General features: G+C 38.4%; 21 protein-coding genes. 3 read left to right on the top strand and 18 right to left on the bottom strand.

Annotated elements, in window-relative coordinates; genetic code table 11:
- Positions 1-22: 22 nt before the first annotated feature.
- The 4 genes from secA to BN1206_RS03015 form a co-directional block, all read right to left on the bottom strand.
- Positions 23-2,422, bottom strand: coding sequence for a preprotein translocase subunit SecA (secA, locus tag BN1206_RS03030; protein WP_046433309.1), 2,400 nt, complete (start codon positions 2,420-2,422; stop codon positions 23-25).
- A gap of 142 nt (positions 2,423-2,564) precedes the next feature.
- Positions 2,565-3,107 carry a ribosome hibernation-promoting factor, HPF/YfiA family gene (gene hpf / locus BN1206_RS03025; RefSeq protein ID WP_013437476.1) on the bottom strand — a complete coding sequence of 181 codons (543 nt, stop codon included), beginning with the start codon at positions 3,105-3,107 and terminating at the stop codon, positions 2,565-2,567.
- Between the two features lie 80 nt (positions 3,108-3,187).
- A complete protein-coding gene (locus BN1206_RS03020) occupies positions 3,188-3,883 on the bottom strand; it encodes a ComF family protein (RefSeq protein WP_052542899.1) in 696 nt (231 codons plus the stop codon).
- On the bottom strand, positions 3,880-5,166 hold the full coding sequence (locus tag BN1206_RS03015; RefSeq protein WP_052542898.1) for an ATP-dependent helicase ComFA: 1,287 nt from the start codon (positions 5,164-5,166) through the stop codon (positions 3,880-3,882). The genes BN1206_RS03020 and BN1206_RS03015 overlap by 4 nt, the downstream gene beginning before the upstream one ends.
- Positions 5,167-5,212: 46 nt before the next feature.
- Between BN1206_RS03015 and BN1206_RS03010 the strand changes: the two genes are divergently transcribed.
- Positions 5,213-5,875: a YigZ family protein gene (locus tag BN1206_RS03010; RefSeq protein WP_013437473.1), complete on the top strand. Its 663-nt coding sequence runs from the start codon at positions 5,213-5,215 to the stop codon at positions 5,873-5,875.
- Positions 5,876-5,908: 33 nt separating this feature from the next.
- On the opposite strand, the gene BN1206_RS03005 is transcribed toward BN1206_RS03010, so the two are convergent.
- From BN1206_RS03005 to BN1206_RS02940, 14 genes are all read right to left on the bottom strand, one after another.
- Positions 5,909-7,075, bottom strand: a complete 1,167-nt coding sequence (locus BN1206_RS03005; RefSeq protein ID WP_013437472.1) for a glycosyltransferase family 4 protein — start codon at positions 7,073-7,075, stop codon at positions 5,909-5,911.
- Positions 7,076-7,179: 104 nt separating this feature from the next.
- Positions 7,180-8,811 carry a ribonuclease Y gene (gene rny / locus BN1206_RS03000; RefSeq protein WP_013641657.1) on the bottom strand — a complete coding sequence of 544 codons (1,632 nt, stop codon included), beginning with the start codon at positions 8,809-8,811 and terminating at the stop codon, positions 7,180-7,182.
- 116 nt (positions 8,812-8,927) lie between these two features.
- Positions 8,928-10,022, bottom strand: a complete 1,095-nt coding sequence (recA, locus tag BN1206_RS02995) for a recombinase RecA (RefSeq protein WP_052542897.1) — start codon at positions 10,020-10,022, stop codon at positions 8,928-8,930.
- Positions 10,023-10,210: 188 nt separating this feature from the next.
- A complete protein-coding gene (gene pgsA, locus BN1206_RS02990; RefSeq protein WP_013437469.1) occupies positions 10,211-10,771 on the bottom strand; it encodes a CDP-diacylglycerol--glycerol-3-phosphate 3-phosphatidyltransferase in 561 nt (186 codons plus the stop codon).
- A gap of 22 nt (positions 10,772-10,793) precedes the next feature.
- A complete protein-coding gene (locus BN1206_RS02985) occupies positions 10,794-11,909 on the bottom strand; it encodes a helix-turn-helix domain-containing protein (RefSeq protein ID WP_052542896.1) in 1,116 nt (371 codons plus the stop codon).
- Between the two features lie 67 nt (positions 11,910-11,976).
- The gene (ymfI, locus tag BN1206_RS02980; protein ID WP_013437467.1) at positions 11,977-12,705 is read right to left on the bottom strand and encodes an elongation factor P 5-aminopentanone reductase; all 729 of its coding nucleotides are present in this window, start codon (positions 12,703-12,705) and stop codon (positions 11,977-11,979) included.
- A gap of 6 nt (positions 12,706-12,711) precedes the next feature.
- Positions 12,712-13,962, bottom strand: coding sequence for a M16 family metallopeptidase (locus BN1206_RS02975; protein WP_052542895.1), 1,251 nt, complete (start codon positions 13,960-13,962; stop codon positions 12,712-12,714).
- Complete coding sequence (locus tag BN1206_RS02970) at positions 13,959-15,173, bottom strand: M16 family metallopeptidase (protein WP_052542894.1); 1,215 nt, start codon at positions 15,171-15,173, stop codon at positions 13,959-13,961. The genes BN1206_RS02975 and BN1206_RS02970 overlap by 4 nt, the downstream gene beginning before the upstream one ends.
- The gene (locus BN1206_RS02965; RefSeq protein ID WP_052542893.1) at positions 15,160-17,595 is read right to left on the bottom strand and encodes an FtsK/SpoIIIE family DNA translocase; all 2,436 of its coding nucleotides are present in this window, start codon (positions 17,593-17,595) and stop codon (positions 15,160-15,162) included. Before BN1206_RS02965 ends, BN1206_RS02970 begins: the two co-directional genes overlap by 14 nt.
- 20 nt (positions 17,596-17,615) lie before the next feature.
- Positions 17,616-18,005, bottom strand: a complete 390-nt coding sequence (locus BN1206_RS02960) for a DUF1149 family protein (protein WP_013437463.1) — start codon at positions 18,003-18,005, stop codon at positions 17,616-17,618.
- Positions 18,005-18,565, bottom strand: a complete 561-nt coding sequence (locus BN1206_RS02955; protein ID WP_013437462.1) for a tRNA (cytidine(34)-2'-O)-methyltransferase — start codon at positions 18,563-18,565, stop codon at positions 18,005-18,007. Before BN1206_RS02955 ends, BN1206_RS02960 begins: the two co-directional genes overlap by 1 nt.
- 51 nt (positions 18,566-18,616) lie before the next feature.
- A complete protein-coding gene (locus BN1206_RS02950; protein ID WP_013437461.1) occupies positions 18,617-19,819 on the bottom strand; it encodes an AI-2E family transporter in 1,203 nt (400 codons plus the stop codon).
- A gap of 16 nt (positions 19,820-19,835) precedes the next feature.
- Positions 19,836-20,216 (bottom strand): PTS glucitol/sorbitol transporter subunit IIA, encoded by a 381-nt coding sequence (locus BN1206_RS02945; RefSeq protein ID WP_013437460.1) that lies wholly within the window; start codon positions 20,214-20,216, stop codon positions 19,836-19,838.
- An 80-nt stretch (positions 20,217-20,296) separates the two neighbouring features.
- On the bottom strand, positions 20,297-23,053 hold the full coding sequence (locus BN1206_RS02940; protein WP_013437459.1) for a cation-translocating P-type ATPase: 2,757 nt from the start codon (positions 23,051-23,053) through the stop codon (positions 20,297-20,299).
- 150 nt (positions 23,054-23,203) lie between these two features.
- Between BN1206_RS02940 and BN1206_RS02935 the strand changes: the two genes are divergently transcribed.
- Positions 23,204-24,232, top strand: a complete 1,029-nt coding sequence (locus tag BN1206_RS02935; protein WP_052542892.1) for a lactonase family protein — start codon at positions 23,204-23,206, stop codon at positions 24,230-24,232.
- Between the two features lie 92 nt (positions 24,233-24,324).
- Positions 24,325-25,017, top strand: a complete 693-nt coding sequence (locus BN1206_RS02930; RefSeq protein ID WP_052542891.1) for a TVP38/TMEM64 family protein — start codon at positions 24,325-24,327, stop codon at positions 25,015-25,017.
- The last annotated feature ends 17 nt before the right edge of the window (positions 25,018-25,034 follow it).

The following is a 25,034-nucleotide window of genomic DNA, read 5'->3' as shown; positions in this document are numbered from 1 at the left end:
TGTTAACTCCCCTTTTTCTTTATTAACGACTAAGATTTTGTCTAATTTCAGCCTTCATGAACAAACGAGTTACATCGAATTCAATATTTGAAATCATTTCTTCAAACATTCTGTAACCAGAATCTTGATATTCAACAAGTGGGTTAAGTTGTCCATAACCACGTAAACCAATTGATTGACGCAATTGGTCCATTGCATCGATATGATCAGTCCAGCGATCATCTACAACACGCAAGATAACGACCTTTTCGAATTCAAGCATTTGACTTGGATCACCCAAAGCCTTTTCCTTGTCTTCAAAGTTCTTTTCAACGATGTCGTATAACTTCTTCTTCAAATCTTCAACACTAATAGTCTTGAATTCAATTGAATCAGTTACCTTTTCAGAAGTTAAACTTGATGAAATAAAGTCACGCAATGAATCCAAACGCCATTGACTTCTATCACCTTGCGTAAACATGTCAACTTGACTGTTAATTGTACGGTGAATCATTGGAATCAAAACATTCTTCAATGACTTGTCGGCTTCAATAACTTGCATTCTTTCGCCGTAGATGATTTCACGTTGAATACGCATAACATCATCGTATTGCAAAGTTTGCTTACGAGTATCGTAGTTGTTACCTTCAACACGCTTTTGAGCAGATTCAACTTGACGAGTAATCAAACGACTTTCAATGACCTTGTCTTCATCATTGCCTGACAAACGGTCCAAGAAGTCCTTAACACGGTCTCCACCGAAACGCTTCATCAAGTCATCTTCAAGTGATAAGTAGAATCTAGTGTAACCTGGGTCACCCTGACGACCAGAACGACCACGAAGCTGGTTATCAATACGACGTGATTCGTGACGTTCAGTACCAATAACTGCTAAACCACCGAGTTCCTTAACACCAGGCCCAAGCTTAATGTCAGTACCACGACCGGCCATGTTAGTAGCGATAGTTACAGCACCACGTTGACCAGCGTTCATGATGATTTGAGCTTCCTTAGCGTGGTTCTTAGCGTTCAAAACTGCGTGAGGAATGCCTGCTTCATCAAGCATCTTACTCAAACGTTCTGAACTTTCAATAGCAACAGTACCAACCAAAACAGGTTGTCCCTTAGCGTGACGCTTCTTGATTTCTTCAACTACAGCATGGAATTTAGAATCCAAAGTTGGATACAAGATGTCTGGCATGTCTTTTCTGGCAATTGGACGGTTGGTTGGAATTGTGATTACCTGCATGTTGTAGATTTCACGGAATTCTTCTTCTTCAGTCTTGGCAGTACCAGTCATACCTGACAACTTCTTGTACATTCTGAAGAAGTTCTGGTAAGTAATAGTAGCTTGCGTTCTTGATTCTTCTTGAATCTTTACGCCTTCCTTAGCTTCAATAGCTTGGTGCAAACCATCTGAGTAACGACGGCCTTCCATTACACGACCAGTGAATGAGTCAACGATTAAAACTTCGCCATCTTGGACAACGTAGTCGATATCCTTAAGCATGATGTAGTTAGCACGAAGAGCTTGATCGATGTGGTGGACTAACTTTTGGTTTTCAACATCGTACAAGTTCTTTAAGCCAAAGTGTTGACAAGCCTTTTCAATACCAGTTCTAGTAAGAGAAATGGTCTTAGTTGGCCAGTCAATCTTGTAATCACCGTGATCTTCATCATCGTCGGCGTCATCATCGCTCTTATCTTCAGTCAAAGTTTTTACAAAACGGTCAGCACGGATGTAGTCGCTGTTTGCTTGTTCAGCTTCACCAGAAATGATCAATGGAGTTCTAGCTTCATCAATTAAGATGGAGTCAACTTCGTCGATGATTGCATAGTTCAATGGACGTTGAACCATTTGTTCCTTATAAACAACCATGTTGTCACGCAAATAGTCAAAGCCAAGTTCTGAGTTAGTTGAGTAAGTAACATCACAGTTGTAAGCTGCACGCTTTTCATCTGGTGACATTGAGTTCAAGTTCAAGCCAACAGTTAAACCAAGCCACTTGTAAAGTTGACCCATTTCCTCTTCGTCACGACTTGAAAGGTATTCGTTAACAGTAACAACGTGTACACCCTTGCCCTCAAGCGCATTTAAGTATACAGGCATGGTTGCTGTCAAAGTCTTACCTTCACCAGTCATCATTTCGGCAATGTTACCATAGTGAAGTGCAATACCACCCAAGATTTGTACGTGGAATGGGTAAAGGCCTAAGACACGCTTAGCACCTTCACGAGCAACTGCGAATGCTTCTGGCAAAAGATCGTCCAAGCTTTCGCCCTTCTTAATCCGGTCACGAAATTCTGGTGTCTTTGCTTGCAATTGTTCATCAGATAGCTTGCTCATTTCATCTGCATGAGATTCTACCTTAGCTGCGATTTTTTCAAATTTCTTAAGTTCTCTTTTATCATCGTTATATAGTTTCTTTAAAATGTTTACCATTAAATCGGTCCTTATATGTCGTAAAGTCTAAAAATACAGAATAATTTTAACATGTTTATCTACAAAATAAAAATATTCTAAATAAAAAACCCCACGCTCAAACAAACGCGAGGTTTTTTATGTAACGAGTATTTCAACTCAATTATTCGTTAGTTTCAATCAAGCCGTAACGACCATCGTTTCTACGGTAAACAACGCTAGTGCCGTTGGTTTCAGCATCTTCAAATACGAAGAAGTCGTGTTCCAACATATCCATTTGCAAAATTGCTTCTTCTGGATCCATTGGTTTCAAACTTACGCGCTTGTTACGAACGATATCGAATTCACTAGGCTTCTTTTCTTCTTGAGGTTCTTCCACGAAGAAATCTTGTAAACCTTTTTCACGACTCTTTCTGTTAACACGAGTCTTGTACTTTCTGATTTGACGTTCAAGTTTCTCTGAAACGAAGTCAATGCTACGATACATATCATCCGTGGTTTCTTCAGCTCTCAAAACCAAGTATGGTAAAGGAATAGTGACTTCGACCTTGGCAGAGTGATCACGGTAAACTCTTAAGTTTACGTGTGCGAGCACGTCTTGATTCAATTCAAAGTATTTTTCCAATTTGTTTAAACGTTTTTCAACATAGCTTCTTAAAGCGTCAGTTACTTCAATATTTTCTCCACGAACATTGTACTTTAACATATAAGATTCTCCTTTCACCGTTATACGGTTTTTCTTTACTCTTTCATTATACCAAAAAATGAAAGCGTTTCATAACAAATCTATCGACAAATTGAAAAGCTTTCAATTTGCATCCCTGGAAAAGCCTCTTTTAAGCAGTCCCGTGCGTGATAAAGCGTTCGTCCTGTAGTGTAAATATCATCCAAAATTAATACTTTCCCTGTCTGTATATTTTCTCCTATATTAATATTTTTATCAATTAAAAACCCTTGCGGCGTTTTTAGCCTTTCTTCTTTGTTTTTCTCCCCCTGGGCATGACTGCCTTCCTTCTTAATTAAAATCGGCGTAAGCGGCAAAATATCACCATAAATGGCAGAAATTGTATCAAATTGCCGTCTCATTTGATGCTCAGGCGATGTAGGTACTGGAACATAATAATCGTATTTATTTTTGTTCAAATATTCATAGCATAATTCCTGCAAAATCTCGCGCATCGCGTAATCGCCGCGCCGCTTATAAGAAACCATCAGATCATGAAAAGTCGCATCATAGCGATACAGTGCATGATTACGTAAAACATCTCCTTGATAGATCTTTTTCCATCTCACGCAGTCAGTGCAGATAATTCCTTTGTCCAGCATTTTGGAACAAATGGCACACTTTTTATCTGTCAAACGTCGAAATTGTTTTAGACAGTGCAGGCAGATTTTTCTTTCTCGATACTTTTTTAGCGAAAAAATCTCGGCAAAGAAAATATCAGGCGTAAAAATCTGTTCACAAAGCAGGCACTTTCTCATTTATTCATCTCCTTAATTTGCTTAATGCTGCTGCGGATATTCTTGGTATAGCGATGGTAACAATACAGCACTAGTCCACTAGGATCGTCTTTAGCTCTACCTACTCGTCCTGCAATCTGCACCAAACTTGCGGCCGTATAAATCGAATCATCTGCCGCAATAATAATTACCCAAACGTGTTTAAAAGTTACGCCTCGCTCCAAAATAGTCGTCGTTAAAAGCAAATCAACTTTTTTCTCGCGAAATGCCTGTACTTTTTCTAGTCGCTGAGGATCTTGAGCGTGCACACCAGCAATTTTGATTTGTTTATCCTTTAAACTTTTTTGTAAAATTTGTAAATAAACAGAGATCTCTTCAATTCTCGGGACAAAGACCAATAATGGGTGTCCACTTTTAATCACCTTTTTTATTTCCAGCAGCAATTTTGGATGAATCTGCTTTTTCTTATCTAAGAATGGTTTAATAAATAATTTTTCTCGCGGTACTGGTAAAAGTCCTCCATGAAAGCGTCGATTTAACTTTAAAATTTGAATCTTTCCTTGTTTTGCCTCTTCCAGCAGATCTTCGGTTGGCGTTGCACTTAGATAAACCCTCACGCCAGTCTTCTTAACGGCTGCCTTAGCCGCAAAATGCAGTTGCGGATCGCCTACATAGGGAAACGAGTCCACCTCATCAATAACCAATAAATCAAACGCTTCATAAAATTTCATTAACTGGTGCGTGGTACAAATCGTCAGCTGTTCTAGTCCTGGCTCTTTAAATTCTCGGCCATGATATTTACCAATCTCAATTTCTGCAAAAGCGGCTTGAAAACGAGGAAACAGCTCATTAACCACATCAATTCTTGGCGTAGCAATGCAGGCTCTTTTGCCGTTTTTCATACATTCGGCAATTAATTGAAACAGCATTTCCGTTTTACCTGCTCCAGTTACTGCATGAACTAAACTGTTTTTCCTCTGTTTAAAATTACTGACTAGTTCATCAGAAATTTTCTGCTGCAGTGGCGTTAATTGTCCGGCCCAGGTCAGGCCACCTTTCTTTTTTTCAGGATACTCATAATTTTCGTTTTGTCTTACTAAAAAACAACCTTCAACAATCCGACCAATTCCAATGCAGCCGCGGCAATAATATTTGTCACTCGGTAATTTATGTTCAACCTTCGTGCCGCATCGGTTGCATTTTTCGTTTTCAATTGCGGGAATTTTGCTAGAAAGCGTAAGTATGCTAGAATCCTTTTGACTAACAACCCATTGACGACCAAATAATAGAGTTGAATCTTCCATTGTTTTCACCCCTCTATTATTTATTACGCAAAAAGAGGCGATTTTTTTGTCAGAAAAAGAAAATTTTTTAACTATTAAAGAAAACGGCAGCGGCGAATTGATCATTAAAAAGAGTATATTTATTGCCAGCATTGCTAGAACCAATTCCGTTGAAGAAGCAAATGCTTTTATTCAAGAAATTTCGAAGAAATATCGTGATGCTACCCACAATACCTTTGCTTACACGATCGGTTTAAACGACGAGCAAGTCAAAAAATGTGATAACGGTGAACCTTCCGGTACCGCTGGTATTCCTGAATTAAAAGCATTGCAGCTGATGAAGCTAAAGAACGTTACCGTAGTCGTCACCAGATATTTTGGCGGCATTAAATTAGGTGCGGGTGGCTTAATTCGTGCATATTCTAACAGCGTAACTAATGCTGTAGAAAAAGTTGGCGTAATTAAACGCGTACTGCAACAAGAATTACTTTTCAGCGTTCCTTATAACCGCTTTGACGAGGTAGATCATTATTTAAAAACCAATGACGTCTTTATTGCCGATACTGAATATGGCGTAGATGTAAAAATTCATATTTTCTTAGATGATGACGATCAAGAAAAAACTAAGACTGATCTGACTAACTTATTATCTGGTCAAATTAAATTTACTAAGGGACAAAAACGCTACAATGAAATTCCTGTCAAAGATAATAATTTCCATGAGCAATAAAAAAGGTTTAGCAACGATGCTAAACCTTTTATTTTATTCTTTTTTATCTTGATCTTTCTTACTCTTCAATTGATCAGGTTTTTCATCCCCTAAGTGCCAGACCTCAACAGTAGGATCTACTCTACTCTTTTGGTTAATAATCTTTTGAATTACATGCATCAAAGGATGATATTTTTCACCTAATAATCCAATCGATTCCACGAAATACTCAAGAGCAAATAGCAAGCCGATAATCAAGAGCCAAGTACCCCAAGCTGGTGAAAGCAAGAATAATAGTGAAATAAATGAAAAGACTAATGATAATGCGTAAATAGTTAACACTGTTTGTCTATGAGTTAACCCCATTCGCATTAACTGGTGGTGCAAGTGGTGCTTGTCAGCTTCTGAAATCGGCTTTTTATTAAGCTTACGTCTAATCATTGCATAAACCGTATCGGTGATTGGCACACCTAAAATAATGATTGGTACGAGCAATGAAATAAAGGTGACGTTCTTCAAGCCTTTTAACGATAAAACCGCGATCATAAAACCGATATAGAGCGCACCAGTATCGCCTAAAAAGATCTTAGCTGGGTGGAAATTATATGGCAAAAAGCCTAATAAACAAGCTGCCAGCATGAAACAAGCAATTGGCACGTAAAGCTGATGCGTGTGCAAGAAGAAATATCCGACAATTCCCATTGTAGTTAAAGAAATCATCGAAACTCCATCGGCTAGTCCATCCAATCCATCGATTAAGTTAACAGCATTAGTTAACGCTAATATCCAGAAAATGGTAATTGGAAAACTCCACCAGCCCAAATTGATTTCATGTGTAATGAAAGGAAGCTTCAACACGTTCATTCTGATGCCCGCTAAGAAATAGATGATCAGCGCGGCAATAAAAATACCAAACATTTTTTGTCTAGGCTTCAATTCCAAAATATCATCAATTAATCCTGTCAGCACGATTACACTGGAAGCTAGCAGAATTGAAAAAATTTCATGAGTAGGGAACTGCTCTCTTAAAAGCACAAAAGCGCCAATGTTAAAAGTAACGAAAATGCCTAGTCCCCCGATAGTTGGCATTGGTTTCTTATTAACACGACGAGCATTAGGATTATCAACGGCACCCAGTACAAAGGCAAGACGCCTAATAAAAGGTGTAATGGCCGCTGAAATAATTACTAATAAGAATAATTCAACAATAATTTTAAACATATGTGGCTACTTTCCTTATATACTTGTTCTAATTATACAAGTAGACAAGCTTTTGTACAAATAACGAAAAAAGGTTTGGAACTTTGCATTCCAAACCTTTTTCTTTATTTAGCAATTGCTACAACACGTTTTTCACGGATAACGGTAATCTTGATATTTCCTGGATAATCCAGTTCCTTTTCTACTTGATTACGGATATCACGTGCCAAAATTACTGTTCGATCATCTGAAATTTCATCAGGCTCAACCATAACTCGAACTTCACGCCCTGCTTGAATAGCATAAGCTTGCTTAACGCCTTGATAGCTCTTAGCAATTTTTTCTAGTTCAGTTAAACGTCTAATGTAATTTTCCAAACTCTCGCTTCTTGCACCTGGACGAGCTGAAGAAATCGTATCTGCTGCAACAACAAGTTCAGCAATAAACGATAACTTAGGCACATCACCGTGGTGAGCAGCAATCGCGTTAACTACAACATCGGGTTCATGATATTTTCTGGTTAATTCAACCCCAATTTCTACGTGGGAACCTTCGATATCATGATCGATGGCTTTACCAATATCGTGTAATAATCCCGCGCGAACCGCTAATTTTTCATCTAGACCAAGTTCCGCAGCCATAGTACCTGCTAGCTTACCGACTTCAATTGAGTGAGACAAAACATTTTGTCCATATGAAGTACGATACTTCAAACGACCAAGTGTCTTAACCAATTCAGGGTTCATTCGATGGATACCTAATTCCATCAAGGCACTTTCACCAGCTTCGTAAATATCGTCGTTTACTTCTTTTCTGGCCTTATCAACCATTTCCTCAATGCGAGCTGGGTGAATTCGACCATCCTTGATTAATCGTTCCATTGCTCTCTTGGCAATTTCACGTCTAATAGGATCGAAACCACTCAGTGTGACAACTTTTGGTGTGTCATCGATAATTAGATCGATTCCAGTTAAAGCCTCAAATGAACGGATGTTGCGACCTTCACGACCAATAATCCGTCCCTTCATTTCTTCATTTGGCAAGTCAACAACAGATACGGTAGTCTCGGCTACAGTATCTGCTGCACTGCTTTGAATGGCATCAACAATGACTTGATTGGCAAAATGATCAGCTTTAGCTTTAACTTCTTCATTGCTGTTTCTGATCATTTCAGCCCGTTCTTTAACTAATTCATCAGATAATTGATCAAGAACAATCTTTTTAGCTTGTTCCTTGTCTAATTTAGCTACGTCATAAAGTTTTTGCCGTCTGGTTTCAACTAATTCATCAGCCTCAGTTAACTTCGCCTGTAAGCTAGCATCTTGCTGCTTTAATTGATCTTCTTTTTGCGTGAGTCCAGTTTCTCTTTCATCTAACAAAGAAGTCTTATGATCTAAGGTATCTTCACGTTGTTGTAAACGGTTCTTTTCCCGAGCTAAGTTGTCCTTTTTGACATTTAACTCATCTTCGGTTTTTTGCCTAAAATCACGAATTTGTTCTTGAGCTTCAAGAATCTTTTCTTTCTTAGTATTTTCAGCACTTTGCTTAACAGCTTCTGCTGCTTGCTTCTGTGCGTTGACTTCTGCTTCAGCGGCAGCTACCTGTGCTTTAGCATCAGCCAAAATATGGTCTGCATCATTTTGCGCATTCTGGGCCTTTTGTTCCCAAGAATGCTTACGAATTGCATAACCAATGCCTGTACCCACCAAAAGTGAAACAATGGCAGTTGCGACGGGAATCATAATTATTGTATTCATGATTACTATCGCCTTTTTTTAGAATTATTCACACAACTTTTATGATAAAGAACCTATGAGTCCATGTCAATCATGATAAAAAAACCTTGGAATAAATTCCAAGGTAAAGACTAATATTATTTAGTTTTTTCAGCATCTTTGGCATCAGATTCTTCTTGTTGTGCTTCTTCATGCTTTTCCTTGATCTTTTTAGGATTCTCGCGATCAGCAATTGACTTTTCGTCAATTCCATAAGCCTTACGAACCTGTTCTTGAATATCTTGATAAATATCTGGGTGATCTTCAAGATACTTCTTGGCATTCTCACGCCCTTGGCCAATTCGGTCATTCTTGTATGAGTACCATGAACCAGCCTTATCAATAATATCCTTGTCGGTAGCCATATCAAGCAATTCACCACTTTGTGAAATACCCTTGCCATACATGATATCAACTTCGGCAACCTTGAATGGTGGAGCAACCTTGTTCTTAACAACCTTAATCTTAACGCGGTTACCAAGAACATCACCTGATTGCTTAATTTGTTCTGCTCTTCTTACTTCAAGACGAATAGTTGAGTAGAACTTAAGTGCTCGACCACCTGGTGTGGTTTCAGGGTTACCAAACATGACACCAACTTTTTCACGGATCTGGTTAATAAAGATCGCAATTGTCTTAGTCTTAGAAATGGTACCTGATAATTTACGCAAAGCTTGACTCATCAAACGAGCTTGCAAGCCGACGTGAGCATCCCCCATCTCACCTTCAATTTCGGCACGTGGTACTAAGGCAGCTACAGAGTCAACTACCACAATGTCAATCGCACCACTGGAAATCAAGGTATCGGCAATTTGCAAACCTTCTTCACCAGTATTAGGTTGTGAAAGAATCAATGAATCAATGTCCACGCCCAAAGCTTCTGCGTAAGCCGGATCCATTGCGTTTTCGGCATCGATATAAGCAGCTGTTCCGCCACGTTTTTGCACTTCAGCAACTGCATGAAGGGCTACAGTAGTCTTACCAGATGATTCTGGACCATAAATTTCGATAATTCTGCCACGAGGATAACCACCAACACCAATAGCGGCATCTAAGGCAAGTGAACCGGTTGGCACTGTTGAAATTTGCGTATCTGCTTTTTCACCCATACGCATAACGGCACCTTTTCCAAAGTTCTTTTCAATTTTCTTAAGAGCTGCGTCTAATGCAGCTTGCTTTTCATCTTTGGCCATTGCTACCTCCTAAATTTTCGTACTTAATAATTATACTTTGTTCAACAACCAATTTGCAAGCAAAATGCAAACGAATGTTCAAATCATTTTCCCCACACTTTTTATTACGCAAAAAAGGCTCATTTTTTTCTGAGAAAATAAAAAAAGAAGCAAAAACTTGCTTCTTTTAATCAATTATTAATAATCTATTACATTGAACCCTTGAATACGCCCCATGATTGGTGGAAGTAGTCGTAACCTGAGTAAATAGTAAAGATCAATGCTAAGTAAAGTAAGATAGTACCAATGTACCAGAAGTTACCAATCAACAAGAAAATGATTGAAAGCATTTGGCAAGTGGTCTTAATCTTACCTGGCATCTTAGCTGCCAAAACTTGGCCTTTGTTTTCTGCCAAGATTAAACGCAAACCAGTAACTGCTAATTCACGGCAAACGATAATTGCTACAACCCATGCTGGAGCAAGCTTTAAGTCAACTAAGTAAATAAATGCAGTCATAGTTAACATCTTGTCTGCCAATGGGTCAGCAAACTTACCAAAGTTAGTAACCATGTTACGTGAACGAGCAATATGACCGTCAAACCAGTCGGTTGCTGAAGCAATTGCGAATACGATTGCAGCAATTACTCTACTCCAGTAAACGGTGTAACCTGCAGCTACCGTATGTGCATCCCCACCAAAAATTATAATTAACATAAATACTGGAATCAAAAAGATTCTAAATACAGTAAGTTTATTAGGTAAATTCATTATTCTTTACTTCTCCTAAGCCTTAATTACCATTGTTTCCGTTGTCGCCACCGCTGTTGTTACCACCAGCGTTACCTTGGGTAGTAGTTGATGATTGCGCAGCAGATGATTGTTGTGTTTGTCTGCTTTGTTCATTAGCTTGACTACTTTGAGTAGTTGATGATTGCGTACGGCTACTTTGATTTTCAGTTCTGCTAGTAGTGGTTGTGCTACTTTGAGTTTGTCTGCTTTGAGTATTTGAACCACCGTTGTTAGTAGAATTGTTATCGTTTGTGTTGTTTGAATCGTTTTGGGTATTAGAATTGTGTGAAGTTCTCTTAGCCTTACCAATCAACAAAGTAATGGTACGGTATGCATTGTTTGGTGCATAAGGAATCTTCTTGCCACCGATGGTAATTGAAGTACCATTGTCGTTACCTAAAGTTACTACTACTCGTTGTACATTAGATGGGAGAGCCACAGTATGCTTTTGCTTAGCGATTAAAGTTGATTGCCAAGTAGTGTTGCCGTCAGTAGATACGCTGGCAGAAATATTTTGAGTTGAGCCTGCACGAACAACTAAACGACGGTTATTCTTCAAACCAGTAACACGGTATTCGTTATCACTGATCTTCTTAACCCTAACTTGACTTACAGCCACCTTCTTAGCTGGCTTCTTTGATGAAGAAGATGATGATTTTTGTGATGAAACAGTTACACCACTATTATCTGCTTCATTTTGTTGACCACCAGATGATAAGCGTGCATATAAGCCATATACAACCAAGATTACGATAATAACACCAAGGACGATCGCAATCCGTGGCAAGTAATTCTTCCACAGATTCTTCTTATTATCAGTAGTCTCACGTACTTCTTCACTCTTATTGTCAATCGAGTTTTCTACGTATTCATCCGGCTTGGATTCAGGAATATCTTCATGATAGTCGCTAAGAAGTTCCTTACCATCTAAGCCAACAACTTGAGCATATTGTCTAATAAATGCTCTAACGTAAAAATCACCTGGAAGCTTATCAAATTCATTGTTTTCAATTGCTTCAAGATATCTGCTTTGAATCTTAGTTGCCTTTTCGATATCTTGAATTGAAAGTCCTTTAGCCTCTCTGGCGCTCTTTAATTTATCTCCGATGTCTGCCATATTTACCTCTTCAAAATTAAGTTTAACAAATTGAGTATACCATAAAAATTCACTTGCAACGTCTTAGTTATAAAAGCCAGCCGCCAGTTACATAAATAGTTTGTCCTGTTAAGTAGCCGCTACGCTTATTTAACAAAGTCGTTACCCAATATGAAATATCATTTGCTTTAGCCCAACGCCCCATAGGAATCTCATCTTGTACTTCCTGAATCGTATCTTCAGAAAAGATGGCATTCATGTTAGTTTTAACGGCACCTGGAGCAATCACGTTAACCGTTAAATTATTAGATGCGACTTCACGAGCATATGCCTGGGCAAAACGCGTTAACCCGCCTTTAGTTGCGCTATAAACAGCCTCAAGCGCGCTGCCTGCGCCGCCATAAACGGATCCTAGATAAACTATCCGACTATAGTCTTGCCGCATTAATTGCGATTCTAACAGCTTAGTCAGTTTTATCGGTACAGTAAGGTTTACATTGATTAACTTAGTAATGTTATCAAGTGTTTCATCGCCTAAAAAACCGTACTTGGTAATTCCTTGAGCAAAGACAGCTGCATTTACTGGCAAAAGCTTTTTTACAAAGTCTGCCAGCTCAGCATCACTTGATGCAAAATCCAATTTAATTGGTAAAAAATCTTGACTAGGATATTTAGCAAATAACTCTTTGCCTAGGTCTAATGCCGTTTGCTCATGTGAATTGTAGTGCAAGTAGAGCGACCAGCCTTCAGCGGCTAAATCTCGGCAAATCTCTTGCCCGATTCCACCGGTTGCACCAAACACAATTGCTCGCTTCATTCAATATCACTCCCTATCAGGATCTAAATAAGCTGAACAAATTGTACTATCTTTCATCAATTGTTTGCATAACTGATTAAATTCGTCAAAGCCCATTACTTGTAGCTTCCTCAAATTCAAATCCAAATTTTCATGATCCAGATTTTCCTCAATCATTTCAATTGCCAAAGATGAAAGATCATTCATTGTCCTAACAGTACGTGCTAACCATTCTTCTTTTTGCAAAGCAAAATTCTTCTTAAGAAAATGATATTCTTCAGAATTCTTAGCTACTGGCCTAGTCAACTCACGCTTTATTTCTTGAATTGCTTTGTCAGCTTGTTGGCTTACACCAAAAATGGTCGTAAAATCGCCCTGTCTAGTGTAATTAACTGAGATTTGAAGCGGATTGGTCAATATTTGTTTATCTCGCATCTCTTCAAACCAAGTTCCCATCACACTTAATTTTGATTCTAACATTATTTCAAGCAGAATTTGAGTCAAATCAAAACTTGATAATACTTTTTTAAAGTTTTCAAAACGAATACCAATTCCGAACGCTCTAGAATTTCCCTTTACAGGCAAAACGATGTCCTTCATTTCACCCACGGGTGCTTCTTTTTGATCTAGTTCTGCCTTAGCAGCTTGGAAGTATTTTTCTTGTAATTTTCCAACTTGTCTCAAGATCGTCTTAACTTGGTTATCTGAGAAATCACCACATGCAATAAACTGCATTTTTGCTGGGACATAATTCTTACTATAAGCATCAGTTAAATTACTTTTATTTACGCTAGCAATTGATTTTTCTGTACCAACTACCTCGATGCCTAAGTTAGAATGACCAAACATCTCAGTCATAATGGCATTATTGAGGCCCCAAATAGGATCGTTTTTATACATTGCCAGCTCTTGCGTAATAATTGGTGCTTCCTTAGCGATGTTTTGCTTGGTGAAATATGGCTGGCCAACTAGTTCAAACAACAGATCAATCATTTTAGGTGTATGGTCAATACCGCTGCAATAAAACATTGTTTCATTGAACGAAGTAAAGGCATTTACATCTGCACCGATTTCTTCAAATTTATGAGAAATGTCACCATCTTTTTTAGCAAATAACTTATGCTCTAAAAAATGGGCTGAACCGGCAACTTTTTGTGGATCACTGCTACCAAAATCAATAATAATGCCAAAAAAACGTTGATAAAAATGCGGTTTTAAAATCACTTCGGCCTTAAAGCCTGATTTATATTCTCTTTTAATTATCTTAGGTATGATCATTTTAAAATATAGCTTTCATTAAAGAATAGATTTTTAACAAAATCGACTAATTGATGAGACGTTGCTCGTTTAATTGCAGCTGCACGATCAAAATTCGTATACTCAGGAAATAGTGCACTGCGCAGGGCCTGTCCTAACTGCCAGTTTTGTCCGTCTAAGCCAATCTTAGTGTTACGCTCAAGCGATTTTTGAGACTTCTTAAACAAAGCCTCATCAATCTCTCCATCTGCTATCCGTTGCATTTCATTAAATACGATTCGTTTAGCATCTTCGATTTTAGCCGGATCAAGTCCAGCATTTATCAAAAACAAATTGTTATTAGCAAAACTATTTGCTTCTACATCATAAGCTGCGCCTAGTTCTTCACGAATTTGATTAAATAGCTTTGAAGATTGATCACCAGCTAAATATTGACTTAATAGTAAACCGGCAATTTGACCTTGATACGTGATTTTTTGCTTAAAACCAAAGCCCATTAATAATTGTGCTTGAGCATTATCTTGCTCTTCCGTCTTTTCAAGTGGATTATTTTCTGCCGGAATAGTTAAATCGTCTACCTCAAATTGTTTGATAATGCCGGCGCCTCTAAAGTATTGGTTAACCAATTTGGTTAATTGATTATTGTCGCGGGCCATGCCTAGTACTGCCATGGGCACGTCGCGCAAGCTGCTAACAAAATTGTTCATTTCGTCTAAGCCAGCATCTTTGATTTCTTGAATTGGCCCCATAAAGTTTTCCGCATAATCAGGGTGATCTCGATACCATAATTTAAAGAAACGATCAATGGCATAATTAGCTGGCTGTTCCATTAGTTCATTATAATCTTCTTCCAGCTGGCGCTTTGCATAAGCAAGTAGATTTTGATCATATGAAGGCGACTTAATGATTTGACTAAGCGTCTCAATTATTTCATCATATGTATAATCTGGATCAAGAATTTCAGCTGGTTCTACAAAATTAGCATAATAAGTAAGAATGATCTCTTTACCAAAAAGCTGTGGTAATACATCAAATTGCAGATCATACAGCTGGGCCAACTTCTGTTGCTGAGTAGCAATCGTTGGATAAGCCAATGAAGTGTTCATCTGCAAGCGTGCAAGCAAACTAGAAAAGGCAAGATTATGACTAGTAAGTGGCAAACGCAAAAAACAGCCCACTACGGCTGTTGTAAATTTTTTATTTTTTCTAATTTCAATATTAGTTGTTAGCATTGTTTGAGTTACCTTCATTCTTTACTGGTGGCACCAATACTTGGCGCGGCTTTGATCCCTCTGATGGGCCAACGATTCCTTTGGCTTCCATCTCATCAACGATTCTAGCCGCACGGTTATAGCCTATTCTAAAGCGTCTTTGCAGCATTGATACACTGGCAGTTTGCTGACGACGAACCAAATCGACAGCTTGATTATAGAACTCATCTTCTGGTTCGTCATTATTGCCTACATCATTTGATGTACTCTCACCTTTTTTAGGAATCATTGTTTCATCGTAATCGACTTTTTGCTGTTTCTTAACCCAATCAATCACGCGTTCAACTTCATCACTAGCAATATAAGCTCCTTGAACACGTTCAGGTTTGGAAGCACCAATTGGCATATAAAGCATATCACCACGACCCAGTAGTTTCTCCGCACCAGTTTGATCCAAAATAGTTCTTGAATCTACACCACTGGAAACGGCAAATGAAATACGTGATGGGACGTTGGCCTTAATTAAACCAGTAATAACATCAACACTAGGACGCTGAGTAGCCAAGATCATATGAATTCCGGCAGCACGGGCCATCTGACCTAAACGAACGATTGCTCCTTCAACATCGTGGCCACCCACCATCATCAAATCACTAAGTTCGTCAACCACGACCAAAATATAAGGCAATGGTTTCATAGCTGGCTTAGTTTTATCCTGGTTGTTTTCAGCAACTTTGCGGTTGTACTCATCCATATTTCTAACGCCGCCAGCAGCGAATAATTTATATCTGCGCTCCATCTCTTTAACGACTTTGCGTAAAGCGTTAGAAGCCAGTTTAGCGTCCGTTACGACTGGAATCAGCAGATGAGGTACGCCATTATAAACCGACAATTCTACCATTTTAGGATCGATTAAAACCAGCTTAACCTCTTCTGGTCTAGCCTTCATCAAAATGCTGGCTAAAATCGTGTTAATCGCTACAGACTTACCTGACCCAGTAGAACCGGCAATCAGCAAGTGCGGCATTTTAGTTAAATTAGCTGAAATGATGCTTCCTGTAACATCCTTACCCAAAGGCACATCCATTGGAACTTTTTTAGCCTTTTTATCTTGATGTTCCATTACATCTTTAAAGGATACTACGGAAGTTGCTCGGTTAGGAACTTCGATACCAATAAAAGGTTTGCCTGGAATAGGCGCTTCAATTCTGATATCTTTAGCTGCTAAAGCAAGGGCTAAATCATCTGCCAAGTTAACGATTCGACTAACTTTTACACCAACGGCAGGCTGAACTTCATACCGCGTAATTGTTGGTCCTAAAATAGCCTTTTTAATGATAACTTTGACGCCAAAACTCTTAAACGTAGATTGCAAGATCTGCGTATTTTTCTTGATCAAATCACGATCAGCACTTTGGTCGGTCGACTTAATTGGATCAAGCAAGCTAAGCGGCGGCATTTTATATGCCTTATTAACGGGTTCGTTTGTCTTGAGTTCCCCATGATCTACCTGGCCTAATTCTTGCTCTAATTTTTTATCTTCATCGGCAAATGAATGAGATTTAGGCAAATCCTTTTCAGCCTCACCGTGTTGAGGGGCAATTTGAATCTGCGGTTCTGGCTCTGGTTCGGGTTCAGGAGCAACATCTTGTACAGCTGGCGTAGTATCTTCCGTGTTCTCCTTTTCATCGTCATCATCAGGATCAAAATCAGCTACGTCAGGAAAGATTGGCTTATCTGGATCGGCAGGCTCATCTTCTTTTTTGGCTAAATGCGCCTGCTTTCTCTTTTCAATGGCATCCCCATACTTATCCTTTAATTTGGCTCCGGCTTCTTTATTTCTCTGAATAAAGAGTTGACTGATCGATTGAAACTTCTCAATAATCGTTCTGAACTTAACGTCAAAGAACATGAGAACACCGATCGGCAAAAGCAGCACGGCAAAAACGTTGAGGCCGATTTGCCCAAGCAATGGATAAAAAATTTGATAGCCTAATGCACCTACAAAACCGCCCCCGACGCTTTCAGTTACGCCAGCTCGGCCAAATTCTGCAGACATTGCATGCCAAAATGAGTTCAAAAAACCGCTATTAACCAGTTCATGTTCAAAGTATAAATTGCTTTGTAATAGCAGCACCCCAATAAAAGTTAAACTCAGACCAATAGAACGCTTAACGGTTAAATGAATCGGCTGATTATAAATCAAGTTTACTAGGCCAAATAATGCCAATAAGCCGCTTGCAAACAGATATGAGTCACCAAAAAGCATACGAATCACATTAGCAATTTGCTTGCCTAAAATGCCGAACCTCATAAACGCCAAAACTGATACTAAAATTAGTACCAGTCCTACAATGCTCCAATTTAAGCTCTGCTTTTTAGCCTTGCTTTTATTATATTTTCTTTTAGTTTTTATCTTTCTCTTTTTCCTTTTTACAGGCATGTACTCACCTTAATTAGTGACTAAAAGTTGGCCTTGAAGTTCAAGTTGACAGGTTTATCGAATGTAACTTGCGTAACTTCGTAAGTCAAAGTTTCAATATATTCAACTAGTGGTCTGCTAAGTAATTGCCAGTCAGCGTTATCAATATCAGAACCATCACCGTGATAATCCTTAATTTGAACAATTTGGTGAATTGCTCCGCTTACTTCGAATTCAACTGGTTCAGGAATTACGTCAAAGAAGACAGCAACATCGTAGTAGCTACCATTTTCTTCTGAGTGTTCATCATCACCACTGACGTCTAATTTTCTGATTCCTGGGTTAACTTCACTCTTAGCTTTGGCATTTTCGTCAGTTAAATCATAGTGAAATGATTGTACTGTTACGGGTGTTTGTTTTTCAAAATCCATTATTTATTTTCTCCTAAATTACGTTCATATCTTTCTGGACGGTCATAATCGTCTTTTAACTTATCATTCTCATAGTGGTGGGTTGTTTCCATGTTTGGAAAGCCTTGTTGACGAAGTGCTTCAAGCAAAACCATGGCCACTGAATTGGATAAATTATAGCAACGAATATTATCAGACATTGGAATTCTTAAATTGCGGTCGTAATATTCACGCATAAATGTCTCAGGTAAACCAGTAGTTTCCTTACCAAAAACAAAGTAATAATTCTTATTCTTATCAGTGTAATCCACTTGAGAATAATTCTTTGATGAGAACTTAGAAATAAGATACATTTCATCGTCTGGACCCAATGTCTTTAAAAATGCATTTAAGTCATCGTGCATATGCACTTCAACTTTATCCCAATAGTCTAGCCCTGCACGCTTCATCTTTTTATTATCAATTTGAAAGCCTAATGGTTCAATCAAATCTAAGACAGTGTTTGTACCAGCACAGGTACGTGCAATATTACCAGTATTTGCTGGCATTAATGGTTCATATAAAACTACGTGATTTGTCATTCAAACAGCTCCTTAATCAAAAAAGCGTAGCTTTTAAGCCACGCTTTAAAACTATTTAGCAGTATTTTTCGTTGTTTTATCTGCATCCCCCGTGGTTAAAGAAGCAGCATCCGTTTCGCTAAAAATTTCAGATTCTCTTCGATAATAATTGTACACGCGAGACACAATAATCTTCAAGATTGCATAAATTGGAATTCCAAAAATTACGCCCCAAAGTCCCCAAACGGAACTTGCACCGATCAAAAGCAAGATCGTAGTAACAGGGTGCATGGCCATCTTGTTGCCCATCACCAATGGACTCAAAACTCTTGTTTCAATTGTTTGTTCAATTACAAAGACAACTAAAACTTTAACCAGCATTGAGCCAGAAGTCATGATCGCAATTACGATTACCGGAATCAAAGCAATCGGCGTACCAAAGTATGGAATCAAGTTTAAGAAACCAGCTAAGATTGCTAGTGCTGCCCCATAAGGCAAGCCAACAACTGAATAGCCAATTGCAAACATTACGCCAACCCAGAAGGCAACAGTAATCTGACCACGAATATATGATGCTAATGCATAGTTGATGTCATAAAGCAATTTGCTGAAACTAGGTTGCCATTTCTCTGGTGCGAATTTTGTAATGTATGGACGAAGCTGGTGACCGTCTTTTAACATGAAGAACAAAATAAACGGTGCAGTGATTAAAGTCATCACGACCATCGTAATAATACTTACGGCAGATGAAATATTGCCTAAAGTAGTGTTAATCGCACTTTGACCTGATTTAAATAAAGTTTTCTGCGTATTGTCGATCATGTTTTTAATGCTGCCTCTTACGGGATGCAAACGCGGATCGCTCAAGGCATTCTGCGTTGCATTAACAGCATCATCCCAAATATGCGGCCAATTCTTAATCAAAGAATTGATCTGGTTTTGAACAATAGGTACCAAAATATTGATAATCCAAATCAGGACAACAATTACGAATAAGAACAGAACAACAATTGTTAATACTCTCGGTACCCTCGCCTTTCTCTCCAGCCAATCAACCAAGGGATTCATAATATAGTACTGAATAACCGCCAATAATAGTGGTGGCAAAACTGCACTAAAGAAAACCCAAGCTGGATTTAAGACAAATGATATTTTATTGAAAACCCAGATAATTAAAAAGAACAATAAGATGTTGACTAAAACAATACTAAAACGATTATTTAAAAACCACTTTTTAAATACTGTTTCGCCCTTATGTTTTTGTTTATAATCCATCTACCTGTCCTAATTATTAAATGTGCTCGTAAACAATATCATCGTCTACCTTAAAGTTAGGCATTGGTTGAGCTACATCTGGATCAAAGTAAACAGCGTTAGCTAAAGGTGCCTTTGATACTGGACGGTTGAAGAATAAAGTAGCGTGCCCCAAGGCCTTCATGTTGCTTTCAACCATTGGACCTACATAGTTTGCTACATAAGTTTGACCGTCAACAGTAATGGTGTCGCCTTTCTTGAAGACAAAGCCACTAACTGGGGTGCTTTCGTCGAACTTTTGGATAACTGAAACATCTTCAAGTTCCTTGTTAGCACCTTCACCGAATAAAATTACCATGCCATCTTTGCTATCAACAGCTTTTTTACCAATTTTCTTAATAGTTGAAATCCATTTCATAATAATTATCTCCTTAAAAATAATTTTAGCATAAGAAAAGCCGCTTAAAAACTTAAGCAGCTTAAAAATCATTGATTATTTTAATTATTTTGCTTATGATACATTAACCATTTTCTTGCTTCATCAAGAAGTACTAATGGGATTGGCAATAAGAACAAGAATAGCCAATCTGAAGCGAATAATGGCGTAGTGTTAAATAATTGACGAATACCTGGAGTTACTGTCAAAACAAAGAACAAGCAGATTTCAAAGACAATACCGTACCAGATATTCTTGTTACTAAACAAGCCCTTCTTGAAAATAGAAGTCTTATTGGTACGACAGTTCAAAACGTTGGCAATCTGAGTAAAGACAATCGCACCCAAAACCATGGTAGTGGCACGCATGTAAACTGAACCACTTGCAGCTAAACCTTTAGCTGGCCAACCATTTTGCCAGTTAACAAAGAAGTATGCCCCACTTGAAATTAAACTAGATAACAAACCATACCAGCAGAAGGCTTTAATCATAACGCCTTTGTTTAACAAGTGCTCACTACGTTTACGTGGTGGCTGATTCATAATATCTGGATCAGCAGCTTCAGCACCCAATCCCAATGCAGGTAACATATCAGTACCTAAGTCAACGGTTAAAATTTGCATAACCGTCATTGGCAAAGGAATAAGACCAGCTGAGAACAAGAACAATACTGAAGGAATAGCTTCCGGAACGTTTGAAGTCAAAATGTAAGTTAAGAACTTACGAATGTTGCTGTAAACGGCACGTCCTTCTTCAATAGCAGCGACGATTGAGGCAAAGTTATCATCTGTCAAAATCATATTAGCTGCTTCCTTAGCAACATCTGTACCAGTTTGTCCCATTGCAATACCAATATCGGCTTGTTTTAAAGCTGGGGCATCATTAACACCGTCACCAGTTGAAGCAACAACTTCACCATTTGCTTGACAGTTCTTAACGATCCGATACTTTTGTTCAGGTGCAACACGAGCAAAGATTACTTCGCCCTTCAAGGCTTTACGTAATTCATCATCACTCATCTTTTCGAGTTCATTACCTGAAATTACGCGAGCTTTACCAGAGGTTAAACCAATTTGAACCGCAACTGATTTAGCAGTCAACTTAGAGTCACCAGTTACCATGATGATTCTAATTTTAGCTTGGTGGCAACGTTTAACGGCGTCGTAAATTTCTGGACGAGGTGGGTCACTCATTGTAGTCAAACCAACAAAGATTAAATGACTTTCTGCCTCATCAATTGGCATCTTGTTAATATCTACATCACGATCAATTACACGATAAGCTAATGCCATACTACGCAAGCCACGTGAAGCATATTCGGCATTTGCTTTTTTAGCACGAAGACGATCATCATCGGTCATTTCACGAACCTTACCATCAACCTGAATACGATCACATTGCTTAATCGTGTCACTAAATGACCCCTTAGTGAAAATAATGTATTGTGTATCATTCCAACGGTGAATCGTTGACATTCTCTTACGATCAGAATCAAATGGCAATTCACGCAAACGTGGGTATTTAACCAAAACTTTTTGCTTATCAAAGCCAGCCTTTTCAGCCATGATGATCAATGATGCTTCTGTTGGTGTACCCAAGATCTTAGGCTTACCGCCATCCTTAACTGGTTCAACAGACGTATTATTGTCCAAGGCAGCAATTTGAACTAACTTGTGCAAGTCTGGATTTTCTTCATACCACAATTGCTTTTTGTTTAATTCAATTTGACCATTGTTAACATAGCCGCTACCTGTTACTTGGTATTCATTGCTTGGAGTCCAAATATAGTGAATGGTCATTTGATTTTGAGTCAACGTACCAGTTTTATCTGAACAAATAACTGTCGTTTCACCCAAAGTTTCTACGGAATTTAATTCCTTAACCAAAGCATGTTTTTTGGCCATCCGTCTTACACCTTGAGCCAAACTCAAAGTTACCGTAGGAAGCAAACCTTCTGGAATGAAGGCAACGATCATACCCAATGCAAAGATAAAGGCTTTAGCAAAAGGATATTTAACAAAGAAAATTGCAGCGATTAAGAAGATGACACCAATCGTAATCGCAATAATTGAAATTTGTTTGGTCAAACGATTAAGTTCAGCTGTTAATGGACTGGACGTCGTCGTTTGCTTCTGTGTCAAACTAGCAATTCGACCAAATTCAGTATTCATACCAGTCGCAAAGGCAATTGCCCGTGCATTACCGGCACCAACGGTAGTACCTGAATAAACCAGGTTACTTTCTGCATAACTACCTTCACCAGGATCATATTTAGTTGTCTTAGATTCTGGTACTGATTCACCATTCAATGCACTTTGATCAACTTGCATTGAACTAGCTGAAATAATTCTGGCATCTGCTGGAATAGAATTACCTGCTTGTAGAACAAACACGTCTCCTGGAACCAGCTTTTTACTATCAATCTGCATTTTTTTACCGCCACGGATTACATCAACGTACGTCGGCAACATATTATTCAGTGCATCTGTGGCTTTTTTAGCGGCACGTTCCTGCCAGAAACTAAACAAACCATTGATAATATTAACCAGCCAAATAGCAATTCCTAGTTCAACAGTACCTGAAACTATTGCAATGAATCCGGAAATCCAAAGCAAAATTGCCATTGTACTAATAAAGTTTTTAAAAAATGTTTTCCATTCAGATTCTGCAGCGACCTTTTTAATAGTATTTTCGCCATACTTATTCAGTCGCTTTTCAGCTTCTTCTGGCGTCAAGCCATCGGCAGAGGAATGTAGATTGTCAAAAACGTCTTTAATATCAGTTTGAGCATATAGTTCACGGATCTTTTTTTCGTCCATTCTACATACGCCTCCTTAAAAATTATTCGCTTATACTTATAGTTCTAACTGTATCACTTTTTATGCAAAATAGTCATAATCAGGCTCCCTTTTCCCATGGTATACTTGTTTTAGTTAATATTTTTTATATCTAAAATGGAGGCCACATATATGAAGGTTTTAATCGGCGGATATACTAAAAAAACTTCAAAAGGAATTTACGAATTACCGTTTACTGGTGAAAATAGCGATTCTCGTTTAGGCAAGGCTGAAAATATTGTCAGTATTGGCGGCCCTACTTACTTCCAAAAAGATGGCGATTTAATTTTTGCAATTAACAATGCCGGCGATAAAGGTGGTATTAGTGTCTTTAAAGTAAACGAAAGTGGCTCAAACGAAGTTGATCGCTACTTAACACCTGGTTCTTCCCCAGCTTACGTAGGCATTAACCGCGATAAGAAATGGCTTTACACTGCTAACTACCACACCGCAGTCTTATCAGTATTTCGTTATAATGACAGCGGCAAGCTTGATTTAATCACTACCACAACTCACAAGCCAGAAAGCTTAGGTCCTCGTCCAGAACAAGCAGACGGTCCTCACCCACACTTCTTCGACGAAACTCCTGCTGGCAACTTAGTATGCTGCGATTTGGGTAACGATACTGTTGATTTTTATCGTCTTGAAGACAACGAATTAAAGCACCTAGCACAATACAAGAACGAAGCAGGTTTTGGTGATCGTCACATTGTCTTTTCTAAAGACGGCAACTACTTCTACGTTGTTGGTGAACTTTCCAGCAGGATTAACGTAGTCAAGTTCAATGAAGACACCTGGGATTTCGAAGATATTGCTACCTACAAGACTATTCCAGACGACTTCACTGAACACAACGGTGCTGCTGCCGTTTACATTAGCAACGATGGCAAATACATCTACGTTTCTAACCGTGGTCACAATTCGATCGCTGTCTTCAAAGTAAACGATGATCATACTTTAAGCTTAGTTCAACGCGTTTCTACTTTCGGTGACTTCCCACGTGACTTTAACTGGGATGAAAGTGAAAAATACCTTGTAGCCGCAAACCAAAATTCTGATAACGCAACTCTCTACTTGAGAAATACTGGTACTGGAACTTTAACACCTATTCAAAAAGATATCGAAGTGCCTGAAGGTACCCGTGTTTTATTCACTAAATAATTTTTTCAAGCTATGGCAAAAGCGTCATAGCTTTTTTATTGTCAAAAATTAAAGTAGAATAGAGTTAAAGACTATGTATAGAAGGTGACGAAGTGAAACGAAAAATTATTCGTATTAGTTTATTTATTTTAGGCGGCATATTAGGTTTGCTTCTTTTATATAAACTGTATTTAAGCTACCTGCCTGAATTAAGATTATTGACTAACTTTGATCACCACAATGAAGAGCTGCTAGTAAAAATGGTCCGTAGCCATGGTATTGAAGATCTAGCTTTTCTATTCGTTTTAAACGCTATTTGCGTAGCCATTCCTGGTTTATCCAATGGTATCTTCTGTGTGTTAAACGGTATTTTGTACGGACCGGCATTTGGCTTTATTATTAATTGGATCAGTGATATCTTAGGTCAGATCATTCTGATGGAACTATTGCGGAAATTATATGATCTGAGAAACATCTCGCACAGCAAGATTTATAAATTGCTAACGACGCAAAAATATCCAATGATTGCTTTAACGATTGGTTATCTGATTCCATTCATCCCGAGTGCGACGGTTAGTTATGTCAATGTCATGATTAACAAAAAACAATTCAAGAAGCAAATCATTCCAATTATCATTGGTGTTGCCCCATTTGCTTATATTTACGCCTACAGTGGCGACTCCATCCTGCACTTAGACAGCAGCCGTATCATCAAGGCCGTGATCATGTTTATCGTCATTGCTTTGATTGCCGCAGTAATTTTATTAATCATGAAAAGTCTTAAAAAGCACGCAAAAAAAGCTTGAGCATCGCTCAAGCTTTT

It is taken from the genome of Lactobacillus sp. OTU4228 (assembly GCF_001006945.1).
Taxonomy (GTDB): domain Bacteria; phylum Bacillota; class Bacilli; order Lactobacillales; family Lactobacillaceae; genus Lactobacillus; species Lactobacillus amylovorus.
Note: the sequence above shows the minus strand (reverse complement) of the source record. Positions and strands in the feature narration are given on the sequence as shown.